Here is a 20,227-nt window from a genome sequence, read left to right as displayed (position 1 = left end):
GCGATTTTTCATCAAAATCGTTATAGTATATTGTGGTGTTTATCTTAGCCGGTAAGGGTGAATAGTATTTTATAAGCACACGAAATTCTATAAAAGGAGGAGAAATAGATATGGCATTTGTAATCACATCCCCTTGTAAAGATGAAAAAGCTGGAGAATGTGTGGATGTGTGCCCAGTTGATTGTATCGAAGAAGGGAAAGATATGTTCTATATCGACCCTGCGATTTGCATAGATTGTGGTGCGTGTGAAGCGGTGTGTCCAGTTGAAGCGATTTATATCGAAGACGAGGTACCAGAAGAAGAAACTCCATACATCGAGATTAACCGTAAGTTCTTTGAAGAACAATAAGTATCATAACCAGACCGTCTCTTAACCTAAGAGGCGGTCTTTTTCATACCAGCCTTTCCTTGTTCACTAAATATGCTTTTTGTTGAAGAATTACTTTCGAGAGATCCTTGTAGTAAAGGGGTGGGGTGGAGTGAAAGATTTGATGTAGCAGCCAATCGTCCAAAATCACCTCTAAATCAAAGGTTCCATTTGCTTTATATCTTGAATGGTACATCCTTCATAAGGGGGCAGTTGGTTCTTGTGTGAATATTTTTTCTTTATGCAGGGTAGATAGAAAAGGAATGATAACAAGGGAGGACATAAATTATGACAAAACTAAAAAACCAGACAGCGATTATAACAGGGGCAAGCAGCGGCATCGGCAAAGCCATTGCTCATCATTTAGCGGATGAAGGTGCGAATGTCGTATTAGCCGCTCGAAGAGCAGAAAAGTTAAATGAATTAGCAGAGGAAATTACTGAACAATATAATGTAGAAGCGAAAGTAGTAGAAACAGATGTAACGAAACGAGAGGATGTTGAGAAGCTTGTTTCCGAAACGAAATCAGCGTTCAACACGGTGGATCTCTTCATTAATAATGCAGGAGTCATGTTGCTCTCCTTCTTAAAGAATGACCATGTAGATGAATGGGAGCAGATGGTCGATGTCAATATTAAAGGGGTGTTGTATGGCATCCATGCAAGTCTTCCTACAATGATTGAACAGGAGTCCGGCCATATCGTCAATGTGTCTTCTGTTGCGGGACATGAAGTCTTTCCATCCAGTACCGTTTACAGTGCGACAAAATATGCTGTGAAAGCACTATCGATGGGAATGGAAAAAGAACTCTCGAAATCAGGCGTCCGTGTAACGAACGTTTCTCCTGGGGCAGTGGATACGGAACTTACCGACCACATTACCGACGGAGATGTCATTGAAATGTTCAAAAATCGTAGTATGGACCCTCTGGAAGCGGATGACATTGCCCGCGCCGTTTCCTATGCTGTGACCCAACCTTCTTATGTGAATGTGAATGAAGTCATTGTTCGTCCAATGCATCATAAGTAAAAGGAAAAAAGATGACCGCATCCCTGCGGTCATCTTCATTGTACAACTTTAAATTTTTTATAATGGTTTACTATATCCTTATTCTTCACGTTGAGAGCTTCGACTTTACTGAAAGGTGTAGGACCTTCATCGATTTTTTTTATAAACTCCTGTAGTTTCCCATGCTCCCCTTCCGCTTCAATAAGAACGGTGCCGTCAGGTTGGTTTTTCACCCATCCTGAAATACCTATTTGTTCAGCGATTTGTTTGGTAGCTGCACGGAAACCGACGCCTTGAACATGGCCGTGTACGGTTATTTGATTGTTTTCCATTCTTACACCTCCTCATCTATCCTCTTGTTTCCCCACAAATAGAATACGGCAAACCTTTAGAAGGAGTGGTTTTAAGTGAAGGAGATTGAAATTACTGATATAGAAGGATTCTTTTTTGGACAAAAAGAAAGTGAAGATCATCACACAGGGTGTACAGTCATCCTGAATAAAGCTGGTGCCACGGCAGGTGTCGATGTCCGGGGCGGTGCTCCTGGTACACGAGAGACCGATGCGTTGAAATCCGAAAACCTCGTCGACCATATTCACGGAGTATTTCTGGCTGGAGGCAGTGCCTTTGGTCTTGAGGTCGGTACAGGAGTAATGAAATATTTGGAGGAGGCGGGAGTCGGTTTTGATGTAGGAGTAACTCGAGTTCCCATTGTCCCCGGGGCAATATTGTTTGACTTAAGAGAGGACGACCAAGACATGCGCCCGGATGCTACAATGGGGTATGAAGCTGCAGCATCTGCTTTTCAGCATTCCCATTTAAAACAGGGGAATTACGGAGCAGGTGCAGGGGCGACCGTCGGAAAAGTGAAAGGACCTTCTTTCAGTATGAAAGGTGGGTTGGGGTACTCTGCCATTCAAATCGGAAACGTGAAAGTGGGAGCTGTCGTCGCCGTTAATTGTTTTGGCGATGTCGTCAACCCAGAAACCGGTCAAATAATCGCTGGTATGCAGAAAAAGGGAAAGTTCTTAAATAGTGAAGAAGTGATGATGGATGAAGTTTTGGAGGGGCGGACTAATCGTTTTCGCGGAAATACGACCATTGGTGCGGTCGTTACAAATGCAATTGTAGATAAACCAGCAGCAAATAAGCTGGCGGCCATGTCCCATGACGGACTTGCTCGCACCATTCGTCCTGCCCATACGTTTGTTGATGGCGATACACTGTTTTTCATGGGATCTGGAAAAGTTTCCTGTGATTATAACAGCCTTGGTGTCATGGCTGTAAGAGCGGTGGAAATAGCCGTACAAAACGCAGTGACTCATGCAAGATCAACGAAGAACTATTTATCAGCTAAAGATCTGTAGTAGGAGGAACAATGGAATGAACGTTTTTGTTTACGGTTCTCTATGCAAAAACCAGGAGAATCATCATTTTATGAAAGAAGCAACATGTCTCTCAGAACAAGCTTTTGTGAAAGGAAAGTTATATACTGGCCATTCTTATTATCCGCTTCTAGTGAAGAGTGAAGAGGAGATTACCTATGGAGAATTATACGAGATTCCCTCGTCATTACTGAAGGAGTTGGATCAGTTAGAAGGCTATTCTACTCTTTCGGAGGACCCTTATTTTGTACGTGAGAGGAGTGAAGTTTCCACACCTCATGGAGTTAAGGAAGCTTTTGTCTATTATTGGCCCCGTGAAGCTAAAGGTGAAGCTGTCCATAATCACGATTGGAAAGTCCATCGCTATATTCAAAAAGATCGCCTCCATTATTTTGCCTATGGTTCATGTATGGACAATTCCAGGCTATGCGACCACGGGGTAGACCACCTCTTTACTTCTATTAAAGGAAAGGGGGAGCTCAATGGATACAGGCTCGCTTTTTCCACTCATTTTGAAGACGGTTCAAGAGCCGATATTACTGAACATCCCGGGGCTCACGTAGAAGGGGTGGTCTATGAAGTTGGAAATGAGGCACGCGAATATTTATATCAAAGAGAAGGGGTGGAAACGAGAGTCTATAGACCAACGATTGTCCACGTGACAGGAGACGACGGAATCACCTTCCAGGCTCTTTCGTTCACCGTCATAGAAAAGAAAGCGGAGATTGCACCTCCCTTCCATTATGCAGAAGAAATTCATCGCGGAGGATCAAAATACCTCTCTGAAAACTACATGAGATCCATAGAATATAAATTCATAGAAGAATGGAAAATGCCCGAGTTTAAAACGTACTTGCAAAGAAAGGGATGGAGACAATGACAGACATCAAGTGGTCTAGTTATATGACCAGGGATTTCACACGTTTGCAATATACAGTCCTCAAGGAGAGACCATCTTCCAAGGAAGCCATTATTATGGTCCATGGAATCACCGCTGAGTATCATCATCATGAAGCGTTTGCTGATCAATGTCTCCGTGAAGCTGACATTTATTTTCCTGTATTAAGAGGATACGATCAGAGTCCAAGGAGAGGGGACCTTGAATATATAGGCCAGTATGATGACGATATATTTGATTTCATTCATTTCATTGAAAAGAAAGGGTATGAAAAAGTCACCCTGGCCGGACACTCCATGGGATGCGCGAACTTGTTAAGGTTGATTAAAAAAAACAACAGCGCAGCCAGCGAATACTTATTTATCGCTCCCTTTTTTCATCCTACTCTGCCTGTCTACCATGATGATGCGACAGAGCAGTCTACAGATCGAACCGATGTTGATTATACGGTGTTCGACAAAAAAGTCATGCTTCTCATGACTTTGTATAAGATGAATATCCATCGGTTCAATAAACGGACAGTTGCGGAAATTCCGGATGAGTTTAATAAAAGTGAAAAACTAACGTTGAGCTTCCGCCTCCTCATCTCAAGGTTCCTCGAAAAAATCCCTTCACATTTGTTGACTGATATAAAAGATCGAGTGTCCATTTATGTGGGTAGTGAGGATGAGGTTCTCTTACACGACAAGTTCAAACGTTATGTGAAGGAGCAGTGGAATGTTGAGGTCGACATCATTCAAGGAGTCGATCACAACCATATCCTCCATCATCCCCAGCTGCATAAGATGTGGGCAGGAAAATGAAACCTTTTTATTCTCAGCTGATCGATTTCCGCGGTCGATATGATGACTTCGGGTACGAACAAGGAGAGCGTTTGAAACGTACGCTGCTGTATAAACATCATGAACAAAGACGAAAACGCTCAAAGCTTCGCTATGATGTTGACATTAAAGTAGTTAAGGAACAAATGGATCTTTATTGCAAAGGTCTCTTTGAAGAGCTTAGAGGCCTTGCTGAAGGATTACAGTGGCCGCTTGCTGAAGTCATTCATGAATACAGTGGGTATCAGCAGGATTGGGAAGGTTCAGGCTGTTCCATTTTAACGGGAAACGGATATTTTGCGAGAAATTATGATTACCACCCCAAAACGTATGAGGGGCGCTTAGTATTGTTTCAACCCAAGGATGGATATGCAAGCATCGGACCATCACAGCGGATCATAGGACGTACAGATGGCATGAATGAACATGGTCTGTGTATTGGATATAATTTCGTGAACAGAATTCATCCTGAAGACGGCTTTATATGTTGTTTACTGACACGAATGGTCTTAGAAACATGCCAAACGACCAGGGAAGCGGTTCACCTTTTAAAAAAACTTCCTCATAGACACTCGTTTAACTATGTCGTTTTTGATTCAGGAGGCACGTCTAAAATTATTGAAGGCTCTCCTCGAGGGGTTAGCGTAAAGGAGGGGACGGCTTGTACCAACCATTTCACTGAAATGGCTAAGGAAAACCGCAGGCATCTATCAGACACACACGAGAGACTGGATGATCTCAAAAGCCGCCAAGCCTATGTGCTTGATGGATTAGAGGCTTTTCATTTATTAAATGATTCTTACGGTCCCATCTTTTCTCATGGGTATAAACAATGGAGCGGTACCATTCACACAGCCTGCTACAGTCCTGCATCATTAACTCTTCATTTTGGACTCGGAGGAGATACGGTACCATCTAAGATCTCATTTAAGGATTGGCTGAATGGGAGCCCTTCTCTTCCTGGTAGGATTTATGGGGAATTGGACACGGATGAAACGATTCCCTATATGGATGCTCCATCGTTTTAAGTATCTCCCCCTTGAGGAAACACAGCTCTTAAGAGTAGAATGAGGGAGGACATTGTACGGCAAAGGAGACAAGACATGAGCCATTTGACAGATCTAAGCATTGATAAAATTCAGAATTTATACGCTTTTTTAAAAGATCAAGGGAATGAAGAACAAAAAGAGAAAGTATTGGATTTATATGAAAAGTTGATTCAAGAAGACATGATCATCGGCTTTGCTGGTCATTTTTCAGCTGGAAAGTCGACATTGATCAATACATTATTAGAAAATGATCTTCTCCCTTCAAGCCCTATTCCCACCAGTGGGAATATTGTCCGGTTGAAGACAGGCGATCCTTATACGCTTGTCTATTTCCAGGATGGATCGATCGTCCGATATGATGCAGAAATTGACCTTGGAACCATCAAGGCGCTCTGTAAAGATGGGGAGAAAATTACTGGACTTGAAATTTCACAAACAGGAAAATCCCTGCCTTCCCATGTGTCGATTGTCGATACACCCGGGGTGGATTCAACAAATGACGCCGATCGGTTGATCACAGAATCCTCTCTTCATTTAATGGATTACATGTATTATGTCATGGATTATAACCATGTACAGTCTGAAGTGAACCTTACGTTCTTACTGGAAATGCAAAGGCGTCAGACGCCTTTTTCCGTAGTCATCAACCAGGTGGATAAACATGTAGAACGAGAACTTTCTTTTGAAGACTATCAAAAAACAGTAACAAGCGCCTTTGAAAAGTGGGGCATCTCCCCTGAAGAAATCTATTTTACTTCTTTAAGAGATTATTCTCTTCCTTTCAATGAGTTTCAAACGTTGAAGAAGGATTTCCGTACTCTTTTCTCATCCTCACAATTGGAAAGACAAGCGGATACACAGGTGAAATGGCTTGCCGAAGAAGCGGTGAGGCAGTATTCAGATCTTATCGAAAATCAGATGGCCCAACTTCGAGAAGAAAAGGAAGAATGGGAAGAAACGATTAAACAAAGTCCTTTCCATCTTAAAGAGCTTGAAAACCAGCAAGTTCTTTATGAAAAGGCAGAAGTAGATTTTCAGGAGAGAGTCAGTCAATTCATATCAAACGCTTATCTTATGCCGAGTTCCCTCCGTGAATATGCGGAGGCTTATTTAGAGTCGGTACAACCGGACTTTAAGGTAGGTATTCTGTTTACACAAAAGAAAACAGAAGAAGAACGGTTGGCAAGAGAGGAAGCGTTTTATAAGAAGCTTACAGAGTCTGTGGAGAAAAACCTGTACTGGCCGCTTCGGGAACGAATGGTTCAGCTGATGGAACACTATTCAGTGAGCAGCGAAAAACTGCTTGAAAAGGTTCAAAAAGAGGCTTTTCATTACCCGAAGGAACGCTTATATGCTCTTGTCGAACGAGGCGCGTCTGTCACGGGTTCCTATGTTTTACGCTACACCGATGATGTGGCCAAAGATATCCAAAAGGAAACGAGACGCTTCATACAAGAATGGAAGCAATTATTCCTTCAGGCTATAGCATCCAGTCAACAAGCAATGGTCGAACAGCACAGAGAAGTATTTGAAGCGGCTGATAACAAACAGGAAATAGATAAACAAATGGAGATACTGAATGAACGAATTAAAAATTACCGTCACCTTCTAGATGAGTATCTGGAAAAAGGTAGGTCGGAAGAAAATGCTGCAGGAATCCGTGAATCCTGGAAGAAACGAAAAGAGAAACTGGTTCATAAAAGTGCGGATGAAATTCGGATTGAATCATCGGTCGTTGAAGAAGAAGACCTTACTCCTCATCCCGAGCCTACTAAAAACAGTGGTTCTTCCATCGAAGAGGCCCTACACAGGGCAGATGAAACGCTGAAAAACATCCATTCACTGGAAGGGACTAAGCGTCTATATAGTCAATTGGAGAAAAAACGAAACCGCCTGGATGACAGGCATTATACGATTGCCTTATTTGGAGCATTCAGTGCAGGGAAATCCAGTTTTGCTAACGCTTTGCTTGGAGATTTGGTGCTTCCTGTTTCGCCTAATCCGACGACAGCGACGATCAATAAAATTTCTCCGCCCCGCTCAGATAAGAAAGATCGGTCCATTGATGCTTATATCAAGACAGAAGAAGAGATGTTTGAAGATTTATCTCCCATTCTTGAAACTCTTGATCTCAGCGCTCCCACATTAGAAGATGTTCATGCGAAAACTAAAAGCTTGAATGAAACGGATTGGCAGCCGCTTGATCATAAGAAACATTCTTTCTTACGTGCTTTCATAGACGGTTATCCGAGTATGAAAAACAATCTTGGAAGACGCATCGATGTCTTATGGGATGAATTTTCTTCGTATGTTTCCAAAGAAGAAAAGTCTTGTTTCATCGAATCTATGGAACTTTTCTATGACTGTCCGTGGACTCAAGAGGGAGTTACTCTCGTTGATACACCTGGAGCAGATTCTGTCAATGCGCGTCATACAGATGTGAGCTTTGAATACATCAAGGATTCGGATGCGGTTTTATTCGTTACCTATTACAATCATCCATTCTCCTATGCTGATCAAGCGTTCCTTAAGCAATTAGGCCGTGTTAAGGATAGCTTCAGTCTGGATAAGATGTTTTTCCTTATTAATGCAGCTGATTTGGCCTCATCCGAAGAGGAACGAAAACAGGTGGAAAGTTATGTGAAAGGTCAATTGAACGAATTTCAAATTCGTCATCCGAAACTTTTCTCCCTCTCAAGTTTGCAAGCTCTGGAAGAGAAGATGGGAGGAGCGGAAAAGGAATCAGGTATTCAAGCTTTTGAAAAAAGCTTTCACTCTTTCCTGCACGAAGACCTTGCAGAAATCATGATTCATGCAATTAATGAGGATATTAAGAGTGTCAGACAGGTTCTTGAGAACTTCATAGCTGCAAGTAAGCTGAGCGACCAAGAGCGCTATGAGGAAATAGAAAAGAGTAAAAAGGAACAACGCCACATCTCTGAAAGTCTTCAAAAGAATTTCGACCAGGGTGCTGAAGATGCCATTCATAACAAAGCCAATAAACAGATTCATTTTGTTCATGAACGAATGATGCTTAATTTCAATGACTTGTTCAAGCGGCATTTTAATCCAGCGACCATTCAAAACCAAGGAGACGCAAAGGAGTCATTAAAAGTGGCTCAGAAGCAGCTTCTTGAGGAAATGAGTTTTGAAATGCTTCAGGAAGTCAAAGCGGTTTGCGTGCGTATGGAGCACTTCATGGACCAGTTAGTGAATCAAACCAAAGAGCGGATCGAAAGTGAGCTCTACAAAATTCGTCCCACTCTTCAACTGTCAGGGATAGAAGAAGGAAGCTTTCCTCTCCCCATTCTCAGTGGGGAAGTTGACATTCATGAGAAAGAAAAAGCGCAACTGCGTAAATTGTTCAGAAATCCTAAAGCTTTCTTTGAAAGAAATGAGAAGGAAGAAATGCGGGAATCTATGTCAGCCATCCTTACTATTGAATTGAAAAAACAATTGGATGCGCTTGAATCATTAGTCGTCGATCATTATACAGAGTTGTGGAAGAGAAGATACATGGAATGTATGAACATATGGAAAGAAGATGCCGCGGATCACTTTATACAGATTCAGTCTCATCTTGAACGACCGAAAAACGCCCAGGATCTTGAAAGGATCCTTTCAAAAATTCCAAAGTTCTAAATGAGTCCATTCGCACATAAGGTAATACATCAGCATCCCCCTCTTCTAAGGATTTCTTCCTCCTCCTCGGAAAAGGGGGATTTGTTGTGCCATTGCTATTGGTGTGAAGGGGAAGCGGAGGTCAGCATCATAAAAAGTAAGGAGGATTTTATTCATTGTATATCCAAAACGGTCCGTACAGACAAACGTATGCCTCTGAAACGGCGCAGGCAAAATTTTTAAGCAGTCCACTTGCTCCTAATCTGAAAGGAACCATTCAATTTTACCAAATGCCCTACGGGGTCGAAATTTTTGTCCAGGTAGAAGGACTGCCTGACTTTAAGAAGAAAAAAAACGGCAAACAGATTGGACCTCATGGATTTCACATTCATGAAAAAGGGGTGTGCGAAATTGGGGATGGCAAAGACCCTTTCGTCTCTGCAGGTGGTCACTGGAATCCAGACGATCAGCCGCATGGGAATCATGCAGGCGACTTTCCTGTGTTGTTTTCCAATCAAGGAAGAGCAAGGATGATTTTTTTCACGGATCGCTTTAAGGTGAAAGACATCATTAGTAAATCAGTTATTATCCATGAAGGACCTGATGACTACCAGTCCCAGCCAAGCGGAAATGCAGGAAAACGAATCGCATGTGCCATTATAGAAAGTTCTTGACGGAATGGAATAATTCGCCTTCTCACTGTATATACTAGTCGTGTAACGGTTAATCGCGCGCTCTGCTTGACTTCACCGGTGAGTCATAGTATAGTGTATAAAAGGATAAAATTTACCAATATTCAGAAGTTCGCACTTCCAATCACCTATTATAAAGAGTGATCAATCTTATTGGTACTTTTTATAATATGTGATTTTTTCTTTATTGCAAAACGCATATTAATTTTTGAAACATTGGAGGATCCATCCCTATGAAAACAGGTACAGTGAAGTGGTTTAACGCGGAAAAAGGTTTTGGTTTTATCGAGGTTGAAGGTGAAGATGATGTATTTGTACACTTCAGCGCGATCAACGAAGAAGGCTTCAAGTCTCTAGAAGAAGGTCAAGCTGTAGAGTTTGAAGTGACAGAAGGCAATCGCGGACCACAAGCTGCAAACGTCACGAAACTATAATAAAAAATAGAAAGAGACTGGCTTTTGAAGGTCAGTCTCTTTTATATCATGACATTCTAAAGGGGGGGCTACGCCGATGGCTTTCGGAAAGAAAAATCAGGCTGAGATTAAAGAAGAAGATACGAAGATTTGGGTTTGTACTTCCGAGGACTGCAACTGTTGGATGAGAGACAACTTCAGAACCAATAACAATAAGAAGTGTCCAATGTGCGGAAGTGATATGGAAGAAGAAAACAAAGTACTCCAAGTTGTAGAAAACAATAGTTTGTACTATAAAGCAGAGTCATAATAAAAAAGCGGTTGCTTCTAAGGCAATCGCTTTTTCTTATATTCAAGGGAGGGTAGTTGATGGACCCAAAAATAAAACAGATGCGTGAAACCAAACAACGATTGAGAAAGGATTCGCTTTCTACCGTTTTAGACAAGTTTGATGGGGATTTAATGGGATTAACGGAGAAAGAGCGTAAAAAGAAGTACAGTAAAATGAAAGAAGATCCGTACAGCTTTTTTAGAGGAAGTGCCTATTTGTTCTTTCATGATACGACAGAGCTGCCATTTACTTTTCATACACCAATGGAAAGACCAACATGGATCATGGGAGATTTACATTTCAATAATTTCAGTGTCTTCCAAAATGAAAACAAAGAGATTGTCTTCGATGTGGATGACTTCGATGAAGGTTATCTTGGGTCTTATCTTTATGACGTTTTACGGATGGTCGTTAGTATTCGCCTGATGATGCACTCCCTTTCGTATGATGATGAGGCTAAGGATGAGATGGTTCAGCGATATTTGAAAACCTACGTAAAACAAATGCAAGCCTATCATGATCGTGAATTAAGTCCTGAAAAAGTTCAATTCACGAAAGAATCCACGAAAGGGCCTGTCAAAAAAGCGATAAAAAAAGCAGAGCAAAGAAGCTTGTCACACGAACTGGAAAAGCAGACCATCATCAACCATGATTCCATACGATCTTTCGATATTGGGAAGGACAAGCTGGCTTCTGTTCCTAAACACGAGAAACGATTGTTAGAAAAAGCGTGGGATGACTATTATCATTCGCTGGATGAAAAGAAAAAGAAGGCAAAGGACTATTACCGGATCAAAGATGTAGTTAAAAAGACAGGAGCGGGAATTGGGTCGACTGGTTTGAAAAGGTATTACGTTCTTATTGAAGGCTCTTGTAGGGAAGACCATGAGGATGATATCATCCTTGAAGCAAAAGAAGCACGAACCCCTATACCTGCTTATTTCTTTCCCTATGATGAGACATTTTGGAATGATCACAAACATCAGGGAAGGAGAGTCATACACACTCAACAGGCGATGCACCACCTTTCCGATCCTTTTCTCGGCTTTTTCACCATGGATGGGAAAGATTTTTATGTGCGGGAACGCTCTCCCTTTTCCAAAGATGTGAAAGAAAAGCATTTACTCGAGCTTAAGTCTGTCAAAAAGACAGTAAAGACAATGGCCAAAGTGAGTGCGAAAATCCATGCAAGGGCAGATGTGGATATTGCTGAAGGTGTACTTGACTATCATAGTGAAGACAGCATCATGGAAGCGGTTGGGTCAGAGAAGAAGAGGTTCCGCCAGCAACTCTGTGTATGGGCCGACCATTATGAGAAAAAGGTATATGAAGATTATGATTTATTTCTTGAGTGGGGTAGAGAACGAGGATATTTTTAATCTTGCCGACGGCTATCATACAACGCTGAAGAATGATATAATTTCTATGGTAAAGAAACGAGAGTACTGGAGGATTATCACATGTTAACAGTAAACAATGTAAGTCTTCGATTCGGCGACCAAAAGCTGTTTGAAGACGTAAATATAAAATTCACACCGGGGAATTGCTATGGCCTCATTGGTGCGAACGGTGCAGGCAAATCCACATTCTTGAAGATTCTGAGCGGTGAGATCGAGGCGCAGACTGGTGATGTAAGTTTGAAAAAGGACCAGCGATTGGCCGTCTTGAAACAGAACCACTTCGAATATGATGAATATCAAGTACTTGAAACAGTTATTATGGGTCATACACGTCTATATGAAGTGATGAAAGAAAAAGATGCCATCTATATGAAAGGCGATTTCTCAGAAGAAGATGGCATGCGTGCGGCGGAACTGGAAGGAGAGTTCGCTGAAATGAATGGATGGGAAGCGGATTCTGACGCTGCCCGTCTATTAAAAGGTTTAGGCATTGGCGAAGACCTTCATGATAAGAAGATGAGTGAACTGCAAGGATCAGAGAAAGTGAAGATTCTACTTGCACAAGCGCTTTTCGGAAACCCGGATGTCCTTCTTCTCGATGAGCCGACCAACCACCTGGACATTAAAGCGATCCAATGGCTGGAAGACTTCTTGATCGATTTTGAGAATACAGTCATTGTGGTTTCCCACGACCGTCACTTCCTGAACAATGTCTGTACACATATCGCAGATCTTGACTTTGGAAAAATCCAGGTTTATGTCGGAAACTATGACTTCTGGTATGAGTCCAGTCAATTAGCGCAAAAAATGGCTGCCGAACAGAATAAGAAAAAAGAAGAGAAAATTAAGGATTTGAAAGAGTTCATTGCACGTTTCAGTGCCAACGCTTCCAAATCCAAACAAGCGACTTCCCGTAAGAAACTGCTCGATAAAATTACGCTGGATGATATTCAACCATCTTCCAGAAAGTATCCTTATATCGCATTCAATGCGGAACGTGAAATTGGTAATGACTTGCTGACAGTTGAAAACCTTTCGAAAACGGTAGATGGTGAGAAAGTATTGGACAATGTCAGCTTCACCCTTAATAAAGACGATAAAGTGGCCCTTGTGGGATCAAACGAAGTAGCAAAAACGACTCTTTTCCAAATCCTTATGGGTGAGGTTGAGCCGGACGAGGGAACCTATAAATGGGGTGTAACGACATCTCAAAGCTACTTCCCTAAAGACAACTCGGAATTCTTTGAAGGTTCGAATTTAAATCTTGTCGAGTGGCTTCGTCAGTATTCACCAGAAGATGAAACAGAAACGTTCCTGCGCAGCTTCCTTGGACGTATGCTGTTCTCTGGAGAAGAAGCGCTTAAGAAAGCGAATGTCCTTTCAGGTGGAGAGAAAGTGCGTTGCATGCTTTCTAAAATGATGCTTTCTCAAGCAAATGTTCTTCTTTTGGATGAACCGACCAACCACCTCGACCTTGAGTCCATCACATCCTTGAACAAAGGATTGATTAATTTCAAAGGTTCGGTCATTTTTGCTTCCCACGACCATGAATTCATTCAGACCATTGCTAATCGTATTATTGAAATTACGCCTAACGGTAAGATTGTCAATAAAGAAATGACGTATGATGAGTTCTTGAATGACCCGGAAGTTCAAAAGCAAGTAGCAGCTAAATAAGTATGAGACAAAAGCACAGATTCCCAGTGGATCTGTGCTTTTTTTCGCTAGAATATGTTTTTTTCTATCATTTTCGGGTAAAAAAATCTATGAATAGGCAAACCTCCGCTTTGTTGAATGTTGACGAAGGGTAGCAGAAGAAGGGCATTTTTGACCGTTTCGCGGTACAAATGCTCCTTTTGTAATGGCTGTGAAATATGGATGTTATGTTTGCAACTAAACTGTTGCTTGTTTGTTCTTAATTTATCCTGAGATTCTGTTAATCTTGTAATTGTGAACGGATCACCTAAATACATAGGGATCGACCAATCAAGAGGAGGCAGAATTTCATGAAAAAAACTGTATTTTCTGTTGTAGCAACTGTCGCATTAACGGGAGCATTCGCCACTACGGCAAGTGCCCACGAAACGGAATATAAAATCAATCAAGGGGATACACTTTGGGGAATCTCCCAAAAATATGACGTCACTGTTCAGAACTTGAAAGCATGGAATGGTTTACAATCAAATTTAATTTATCCTAACCAAACAATAACAGTAGCAGGCGAGTCTAAATCCAGCACACCTTCTTCTACTACGTCTTCCAACACATCCACTTACACAGTGAAGTCTGGAGACACGTTGTACGCCATTTCTCAAAAATTCAATACTTCAGTGGATCAACTGATGGCGTGGAACAACCTGACTTCCACCCTCATTTATCCTGGCGACCAGTTCAAAGTTGATGGACAGGCTGTACAAACATCAGCTCCAAGCTCAAACAGTAGCTCAAGCAATAGTTCCAGCAGTAATTCTAGCAACAGCACATCAACAGCAACTCAAACAAGCACAAGTCAGGATACAAGTAATGATGTAATTAAAGAATTTACAGCTGAAGCTACGGCATATACGGCCTATTGCACAGGCTGCAGTGGTGTCACAGCTACCGGAATCGACCTGCGTGCGAACCCGGACCAAAAAGTTATCGCTGTAGACCCGAATGTCATTCCACTTGGCTCTAAAGTATATGTCGAAGGTTACGGAACTGCAATCGCTGGTGATACCGGCGGTGCCATCAATGGCAACCGTATTGATGTTTTCATGCCTTCCCGTGAGGATGCCCTTGACTTCGGTAGAAAAACGGTTAAAGTCCAAGTACTCGTTGACTAATTTTATAAAAGTAGAAAAACTCCTTTCTGTGGATTCAGAAAGGAGTTTTTTAGTGCGGTTAATTTTGAGTTCCAAGCACTTATTGATAGACTAAAGACAATTGTAATAGGAAGGGAGAAGGTAAGCATGAGAGCAATTGTTCACGAAGGAAAAGATGGGCTGGAAGGTTTGAAAGTAAGCGAGATACCGGAGGCACAAATCAGAGACAATGAAGTAAGAGTAAGAGTACATACAGCAGGAATGAACCGGAGAGATCTGGCAGTAGTTACGAAGCGTCATAAAGCGGGTGACCCTGCTTTAATACCCGGTTCAGATGCATCTGGTACTGTAGAAACCGTAGGGAAGAACGTCACCAAGTTTCAAAAAGGAGACGAGGTCATTGTCAATCCTGGTCTTGGCTGGCAGAGAAACAGTGATGCCCCTCCTGAAGGGTTTGAAATTGTCGGTCTTCCTGATCACGGGACCTTTGCAGAGTATTACACGTGTACAGAGGACCATCTTGAGCAAAAGCCAGAGCATTTGTCTTTTGAAGAAGCAGGTGTGCTTCCCCTAGCGGCATTGACCGCCTATCGAGCCTTGTTTACCAGAGGGAATCTACGAGCGGATCAAACAGTCATGCTACCGGGAATTGGCAGTGGAGTCCTTACCTTTTGCCTGAAGTTTGCGAAAGCGATTGGGGCACGAGTCATTGTGACCTCCCGATCAGAAAGTAAACAAGAGGAAGCCTTGAAGCTTGGAGCAGATGTAGCTATTTCAACGGAAGAAGACTGGAAGGAAGCGTTGGCGTCTGAACAAGTCGATTTGCTTATAGAAACGATCGGGAACGCCACTTTCAATAAATCATTAGAAATTGTACGTAAGGGAGGAACCGTTGTCACATTCGGTTCTACAACAGAGGATGAAGTGACCATCAACATCCGTCAATTCTTTTATGGACAGTACAACTTGCTCGGATCGACGATGGGTAGTGCAGAGGAATTGCGGGAGATGCTTCGTTTTATTAGTGAACACAAAATAAAACCACAAGTAGATAAGATATTTACAATGGATCAGTATAAAGAAGCCTTTGAATACATTCAGGACTCTAAAAATTTCGGGAAAATTGCCTTTCAAGTATGTAAATAAGTTCTACTTCAAACTTAGTAGTAACTCCGAATAAAAAATAAAAAAACACAATCTAAGCGAACGAATGTGCGTATGATTGGACAATTCATCCATCTTTTGTTGTAAAATGATAGAAAGACCATTTTATGACAAGGGGTGGATGATTTTGTCTCATAAAAACAATCCGAAACGATTCGCTTTAAACATGAGTGCCGCGCAATTTACGAAGTTTTATATCATGCACCTGTTACAAGTTCATCAGCCAATGATCAGTGAACACTTTAAAGCAGAGTTCAAAAAACTTACGAAGAATTGGATACCCGCACCTTCCACATTACTTGATACCCTACATGAAATGACAGAGCAAGGATTATTATACCGTAAGGAAGATTACAAATCACATGATAAGAAAAGACAAAAAGTGTACTGGTATTATCTAACGGATGACGGCAAAGAAGAATTTGATGTATTAAAGAAACGATATAAATTGTTATTTGAAGAACAGATGCAAATACTAAAACAAATTATGGACGATGTATACAGATAAAAGAAAGGTGAGCTTTCATTGAAATTAAGTGTGCTTGATCAAAGCCCGATATCCGAGGGAGACGCTGCTCAAAAAGCGTTACAACAATCAGTGGAACTAGCTAAATACACAGAAAGATTAGGATTTCATAGATATTGGGTGGCTGAGCATCACAATACTAATGGTCTGGCCAGTACGTCTCCTGAAATACTTATATCCATGATTGCCCAATCAACAACTACCATACGGGTCGGTTCCGGTGGTGTCTTACTTCCACAGTACAGCCCCCTGAAAGTAGCTGAAAATTTCCGTATGCTTGAAGCTTTTTTTCCTGGAAGAATAGATCTTGGGCTTGGCCGTTCCCCAGGTGGTGGACCAAAGACAAGGCTCGCCCTTACTGATGGTTTTGAAAAGCCACTCAGTTCTTTTTCCAGGCAAGTGAAAGACCTGAAGCAATTTTTACAACAAACCACTCCTAAAGATGATCGATTCTATGGAGTAAAAGCACGTCCGAATACCGAACATCAACCGGATCTATGGGTACTCGGTTTGACCGAGCGAGGCGCTAAACATGCAGCACTAAACGGAACAGGCTTCACTTTTGGTCACTTCATCAACCCTGATCACGGAAAGGCATCCATAGCTACCTATAGAGAGCGATTCAAAGACTCGGATATGAACGGACCAATGGTCAATGTTTGTATATTTGTTGTTTGTGGAGAAACAGAAGAAGAGGCAGAAGATCTTGCAAAAAGCCAAGATCTTTGGTTACTTCGTGTGGAAAAAGGTCTTGATACACGTGTACCTTCTATGGAGGTGGCCAAAAATTATTCTTATACGGAACAAGAAATGGAGAAGGTTAGCAAAAATAGAAGACGTTGCATTATAGGGAACCCAGATCAGGTGAAAACTCAATTGGAAGAACTGTCTGAATACTATGGTACGGACGAGTTTTTGATCATTACAAATATATTCGATTTTGAGGAAAAGAAAAAATCCTATAATAGAATCGCTCAATTGTTCCAGGATTAATCAAACTAAAGTAAAGCTATGCTCCCAATTGAGAAATTTCAGTAACGCGATAAGCAGGACTTTCTGCCATATTAAAAAGACAGGTATGATTCGAAAACGAGTCATCCCCCGCCTTCTCCGATTCAAACATACAAAACGGAGTACACAATAACCCTGCCTTTTACTCTAATCACTAACTCACAGATCCGCCTAATCATCAGGGGGCTCAGTCTTTCACCCATACCGATTCTAGCCATACTTCATATAAAGAAGTAAAGGGGGGAATTGGAATGAGTAAAGGATATGGTGGAGGCTTTGCGCTAATCGTTGTTTTGTTTATTCTCCTTATTATTGTAGGAGCTTCTTGGTGGTATTAATCACTAAAAAGCGTGGCAAATGCCACGCTTTTTTAATTATAATAAATCATCGTTTTAAAATATCTCGATGTAAGCTATAATAAGTACCATTACGTCACGAAAAAGGATGAAATTGCATGAAAGATGTCAATATATTGGGAACAATCCAACAAGCAAAAATTGAAAAGAAAATCACTGAAGGCTTCGTTGTTCATATCCAAAATGAAGAGTTTGTACTCTTGGACGAAGATGTCACAGAAGAGATTGAATTGGATGAAAGCAGAGACATGTTCATTTATGAAAATAAGAAAGGACAAGCTTCTGCGACCATGGAAATTCCTGAAGTTACCAAAGATACTTATGGCTGGTCTGAAGTCGTAGAAGTTGTTCCGAACATGGGTGTCTTCGTAGATATCGGTCTAAATAATAAGGATATTCTTGTTTCCTCCGATCATTTACCTCTTCTTAAATCCGTCTGGCCTCAAGAGGGAGATCATTTATTTGTCAGTCTGGAACTAGATAAAAAAGGCCGGCTTTTGGCAGAACCTATTTCTGAACAAGAAATCATGGATGATTTGGAACCTGCCCCGAAAGAAATGCTGGGACAAGAAGTGACCGCGCGTGTTTACCGAGCTACCAAGGCAGGTTCAACGGTATTAACTGGAGAAGGATACCGAGGATTCGTCCACCCAAGTGAAAGAAAAGAAGAACCAAGACTTGGAGAGACAATTACAGCCAGGGTCATTGATGTAAAAGAAGATGGGACAATCAACCTTTCTCTTCGCCCTCTAAAACAAGAGGGGATGAAGGAAGATGCAGAGGTTATCTATGAATATTTACAAGAAAACGATGGTGTCATGTTCCTTCATGATAAAAGTGACCCAGAAGATATACGAAAAACCTTTAAAATTAGTAAGGCAGCATTCAAACGAGCCCTTGGACAATTGATGAAAGAAAGAAAAATCATTCAAGAAGATGGAAAAACCGTGATCAATCACGATCGCACTTAAAACTTAGTAGCAACTCCGAAACTAAATAAAAAATAAAAACAAGCACCTAAGGAGAGTTTGACATAGGTGCTTGTTTTATATATCTTTTAATCCTCATATTCAGCTTCTACGCCGTTGCTGTAGATCACCCTCAAACTAAATTCTTTATACGTGTCATCAAGGCCAAAAACCTTTATAACATCTTCAATCACTTCTTGTTCAGATGAATCTTCGTCAAAACTGAGTTCCATGAAATGAGGAGTCAGTTGATCAAGAGCTTTTTCTCCTGAGATCTTTTCTTCACCGATTTCATGAATGACAGCACGGGTATGAGATTCGTTCGAAACGTACTGAATTTCATAGGAGAGTGAATCTACATAATCAATTTCCAGATCAAATTGTTGGAACGGAAGAGCTTTTCTCGCTTTATCCACTTTCTCATTCGTATCATAATTCATATCATTGATTGAATCGCTGGTAGGGGTCGTAGATAATTGTTGTTGATCATAATTCATCATTTGCTCTTCATTCGTATCAGCCATACATCCACTTATGAGGATGAGGCTTATCGCCAGTATTGAGGTTACAGTTTTCATTTATATCCCTCCATTCATATCCTTTTCTTAGGATTGACGAAAATCACTGATTTCATAACCCAGTTTATGTATGATGAGCATTGAAATTACTTGAACACAAGCTCGCATGGTAAGATGAAACTGTAAATTCTTTTTTTAGGGAGGAGAAGGAATGAAAAAAATGACAGCTGTAGCAATCAGCGTTCTTTTACTAGTGAGTGTCGGCGTCCTTTTCTTTTTCAATAAGAATTCTGGAGCTTCTACAACAAGTGTTTCTGAAACTGGAAAAAGAGTAGAGATATATAACGGTGAGGTTGTTGAATATTCCGAGCAACAATTAAAGAGCAAACTGACAGATATCCAATATGAAGTAACACAAGAAGACGGGACGGAAAAAGCTTTTGATAACGCATACTGGGACAATAAGGAAGAGGGGATCTATGTAGACATTCTCTCAGGAGAGCCTTTGTTCAGCTCTACAGATAAATATAAATCGGGTACAGGATGGCCAAGCTTTACAAAGCCAATCCTGGAGGAAAATATCAAAACAAAGGATGATCCAGGTATATTCGGAATGAGAACAGAAGTAAGAAGTCAACAGGGGAATAATCATCTTGGTCACGTATTTGAAGACGGACCAGAACCAACGGGATTGAGATACTGTATGAATAGTGCAGCCATGGACTTTATTCCAAAGCAGGAGATGAAGAAAAGTGGTTACAGTGAGTTTTTATATTTATTTAAAGAAGAAGGGTGAATTCATCCTTCTTTTTTATTGTGATTGATAAGGAATCTCATTGACGGGCATTATCCCTTAGATTAATAATTGCAAAAAGCTGCCTCTACGCTGGCAGC

The 20,227-nt window shown here is 41.3% G+C and carries 21 protein-coding genes; 19 read left to right on the top strand and 2 right to left on the bottom strand.

From position 1 onward, the window contains the following. Positions 1-110 precede the first annotated feature (110 nt). Positions 111-350: a ferredoxin family protein gene (locus J0K78_RS01885; protein WP_089652514.1), complete on the top strand. Its 240-nt coding sequence runs from the start codon at positions 111-113 to the stop codon at positions 348-350. A gap of 306 nt (positions 351-656) precedes the next feature. Next, a complete protein-coding gene (locus tag J0K78_RS01880) occupies positions 657-1,397 on the top strand; it encodes an SDR family oxidoreductase (protein WP_206945146.1) in 741 nt (246 codons plus the stop codon). A 35-nt stretch (positions 1,398-1,432) separates the two neighbouring features. Here the strand turns inward: J0K78_RS01880 and J0K78_RS01875 are convergent, their stop codons facing one another. Next, entirely contained in the window at positions 1,433-1,708 is a 276-nt protein-coding gene (locus J0K78_RS01875) for an acylphosphatase (protein ID WP_206945145.1), read from the bottom strand. Positions 1,709-1,783: 75 nt separating this feature from the next. Between J0K78_RS01875 and J0K78_RS01870 the strand changes: the two genes are divergently transcribed. From J0K78_RS01870 to J0K78_RS01795, 16 genes are all read left to right on the top strand, one after another. Further along, the gene (locus J0K78_RS01870; RefSeq protein WP_206945144.1) at positions 1,784-2,743 is read left to right on the top strand and encodes a P1 family peptidase; all 960 of its coding nucleotides are present in this window, start codon (positions 1,784-1,786) and stop codon (positions 2,741-2,743) included. 16 nt (positions 2,744-2,759) lie between these two features. Next, a complete protein-coding gene (locus J0K78_RS01865) occupies positions 2,760-3,641 on the top strand; it encodes a gamma-glutamylcyclotransferase family protein (protein ID WP_206945143.1) in 882 nt (293 codons plus the stop codon). Then, a complete protein-coding gene (locus J0K78_RS01860; RefSeq protein ID WP_206945142.1) occupies positions 3,638-4,462 on the top strand; it encodes an alpha/beta hydrolase in 825 nt (274 codons plus the stop codon). Before J0K78_RS01865 ends, J0K78_RS01860 begins: the two co-directional genes overlap by 4 nt. Next, entirely contained in the window at positions 4,459-5,508 is a 1,050-nt protein-coding gene (locus J0K78_RS01855) for a C45 family autoproteolytic acyltransferase/hydrolase (RefSeq protein WP_206945141.1), read from the top strand. Before J0K78_RS01860 ends, J0K78_RS01855 begins: the two co-directional genes overlap by 4 nt. 75 nt (positions 5,509-5,583) lie before the next feature. Continuing rightward, on the top strand, positions 5,584-9,171 hold the full coding sequence (locus tag J0K78_RS01850) for a dynamin family protein (protein ID WP_206945140.1): 3,588 nt from the start codon (positions 5,584-5,586) through the stop codon (positions 9,169-9,171). Between the two features lie 155 nt (positions 9,172-9,326). Continuing rightward, the gene (locus J0K78_RS01845; RefSeq protein ID WP_206945139.1) at positions 9,327-9,824 is read left to right on the top strand and encodes a superoxide dismutase family protein; all 498 of its coding nucleotides are present in this window, start codon (positions 9,327-9,329) and stop codon (positions 9,822-9,824) included. Positions 9,825-10,075: 251 nt separating this feature from the next. Beyond that, positions 10,076-10,276, top strand: a complete 201-nt coding sequence (locus J0K78_RS01840) for a cold-shock protein (protein WP_027954344.1) — start codon at positions 10,076-10,078, stop codon at positions 10,274-10,276. Between the two features lie 76 nt (positions 10,277-10,352). Continuing rightward, positions 10,353-10,565, top strand: a complete 213-nt coding sequence (locus J0K78_RS01835; RefSeq protein ID WP_089652505.1) for a cold-shock protein — start codon at positions 10,353-10,355, stop codon at positions 10,563-10,565. A 59-nt stretch (positions 10,566-10,624) separates the two neighbouring features. Then, complete coding sequence (locus J0K78_RS01830; RefSeq protein ID WP_206945138.1) at positions 10,625-11,965, top strand: DUF2252 domain-containing protein; 1,341 nt, start codon at positions 10,625-10,627, stop codon at positions 11,963-11,965. Between the two features lie 81 nt (positions 11,966-12,046). Beyond that, complete coding sequence (locus tag J0K78_RS01825) at positions 12,047-13,663, top strand: ABC-F family ATP-binding cassette domain-containing protein (protein WP_206945137.1); 1,617 nt, start codon at positions 12,047-12,049, stop codon at positions 13,661-13,663. A 329-nt stretch (positions 13,664-13,992) separates the two neighbouring features. Then, a complete protein-coding gene (locus tag J0K78_RS01820; RefSeq protein ID WP_206945136.1) occupies positions 13,993-14,811 on the top strand; it encodes a 3D domain-containing protein in 819 nt (272 codons plus the stop codon). A 126-nt stretch (positions 14,812-14,937) separates the two neighbouring features. Further along, entirely contained in the window at positions 14,938-15,936 is a 999-nt protein-coding gene (locus J0K78_RS01815; protein WP_206945135.1) for a zinc-binding dehydrogenase, read from the top strand. A 139-nt stretch (positions 15,937-16,075) separates the two neighbouring features. Then, on the top strand, positions 16,076-16,462 hold the full coding sequence (locus J0K78_RS01810; RefSeq protein WP_242517675.1) for a helix-turn-helix transcriptional regulator: 387 nt from the start codon (positions 16,076-16,078) through the stop codon (positions 16,460-16,462). Positions 16,463-16,480: 18 nt separating this feature from the next. Next, the gene (locus tag J0K78_RS01805; protein WP_206945133.1) at positions 16,481-17,473 is read left to right on the top strand and encodes an LLM class flavin-dependent oxidoreductase; all 993 of its coding nucleotides are present in this window, start codon (positions 16,481-16,483) and stop codon (positions 17,471-17,473) included. A gap of 269 nt (positions 17,474-17,742) precedes the next feature. Then, positions 17,743-17,829 (top strand): YjcZ family sporulation protein, encoded by an 87-nt coding sequence (locus J0K78_RS01800; RefSeq protein ID WP_008640034.1) that lies wholly within the window; start codon positions 17,743-17,745, stop codon positions 17,827-17,829. A gap of 116 nt (positions 17,830-17,945) precedes the next feature. Continuing rightward, positions 17,946-18,818, top strand: a complete 873-nt coding sequence (locus tag J0K78_RS01795) for a CvfB family protein (protein WP_206945132.1) — start codon at positions 17,946-17,948, stop codon at positions 18,816-18,818. Positions 18,819-18,904: 86 nt separating this feature from the next. Here J0K78_RS01795 and J0K78_RS01790 read toward each other — a convergent pair whose 3' ends face one another. Then, positions 18,905-19,393, bottom strand: coding sequence for a YusW family protein (locus tag J0K78_RS01790; RefSeq protein WP_206945131.1), 489 nt, complete (start codon positions 19,391-19,393; stop codon positions 18,905-18,907). Between the two features lie 151 nt (positions 19,394-19,544). Here J0K78_RS01790 and msrB point away from each other — a divergent pair, with 151 nt between their 5' ends. Continuing rightward, complete coding sequence (gene msrB / locus J0K78_RS01785; protein WP_206945130.1) at positions 19,545-20,129, top strand: peptide-methionine (R)-S-oxide reductase MsrB; 585 nt, start codon at positions 19,545-19,547, stop codon at positions 20,127-20,129. Positions 20,130-20,227: the final 98 nt, after the last annotated feature.

The organism is Halobacillus sp. GSS1 (genome assembly GCF_017307035.1).
In the GTDB taxonomy this organism is placed as follows: domain Bacteria; phylum Bacillota; class Bacilli; order Bacillales; family Halobacillaceae; genus Halobacillus; species Halobacillus litoralis.
This window is presented reverse-complemented; position numbering and strand designations above follow the sequence as displayed.

Excerpts from the sequence above, each read along its gene's own strand:
- J0K78_RS01885 (WP_089652514.1), top strand. The coding sequence starts at position 111 with ATGGCATTTGTAATCACATCCCCTTGTAAAGATGAAAAAGCTGGAGAA.
- J0K78_RS01880 (WP_206945146.1), top strand. The coding sequence starts at position 657 with ATGACAAAACTAAAAAACCAGACAGCGATTATAACAGGGGCAAGCAGC.
- J0K78_RS01875 (WP_206945145.1), bottom strand. The coding sequence starts at position 1,708 with ATGGAAAACAATCAAATAACCGTACACGGCCATGTTCAAGGCGTCGGT.
- J0K78_RS01865 (WP_206945143.1), top strand. The coding sequence starts at position 2,760 with ATGAACGTTTTTGTTTACGGTTCTCTATGCAAAAACCAGGAGAATCAT.
- J0K78_RS01860 (WP_206945142.1), top strand. The coding sequence starts at position 3,638 with ATGACAGACATCAAGTGGTCTAGTTATATGACCAGGGATTTCACACGT.
- J0K78_RS01855 (WP_206945141.1), top strand. The coding sequence starts at position 4,459 with ATGAAACCTTTTTATTCTCAGCTGATCGATTTCCGCGGTCGATATGAT.
- J0K78_RS01850 (WP_206945140.1), top strand. The coding sequence starts at position 5,584 with ATGAGCCATTTGACAGATCTAAGCATTGATAAAATTCAGAATTTATAC.
- J0K78_RS01840 (WP_027954344.1), top strand. The coding sequence starts at position 10,076 with ATGAAAACAGGTACAGTGAAGTGGTTTAACGCGGAAAAAGGTTTTGGT.
- J0K78_RS01835 (WP_089652505.1), top strand. The coding sequence starts at position 10,353 with ATGGCTTTCGGAAAGAAAAATCAGGCTGAGATTAAAGAAGAAGATACG.
- J0K78_RS01830 (WP_206945138.1), top strand. The coding sequence starts at position 10,625 with ATGGACCCAAAAATAAAACAGATGCGTGAAACCAAACAACGATTGAGA.
- J0K78_RS01825 (WP_206945137.1), top strand. The coding sequence starts at position 12,047 with ATGTTAACAGTAAACAATGTAAGTCTTCGATTCGGCGACCAAAAGCTG.
- J0K78_RS01820 (WP_206945136.1), top strand. The coding sequence starts at position 13,993 with ATGAAAAAAACTGTATTTTCTGTTGTAGCAACTGTCGCATTAACGGGA.
- J0K78_RS01815 (WP_206945135.1), top strand. The coding sequence starts at position 14,938 with ATGAGAGCAATTGTTCACGAAGGAAAAGATGGGCTGGAAGGTTTGAAA.
- J0K78_RS01810 (WP_242517675.1), top strand. The coding sequence starts at position 16,076 with ATGATTTTGTCTCATAAAAACAATCCGAAACGATTCGCTTTAAACATG.
- J0K78_RS01800 (WP_008640034.1), top strand. The coding sequence starts at position 17,743 with ATGAGTAAAGGATATGGTGGAGGCTTTGCGCTAATCGTTGTTTTGTTT.
- J0K78_RS01795 (WP_206945132.1), top strand. The coding sequence starts at position 17,946 with ATGAAAGATGTCAATATATTGGGAACAATCCAACAAGCAAAAATTGAA.
- J0K78_RS01790 (WP_206945131.1), bottom strand. The coding sequence starts at position 19,393 with ATGAAAACTGTAACCTCAATACTGGCGATAAGCCTCATCCTCATAAGT.
- msrB (WP_206945130.1), top strand. The coding sequence starts at position 19,545 with ATGAAAAAAATGACAGCTGTAGCAATCAGCGTTCTTTTACTAGTGAGT.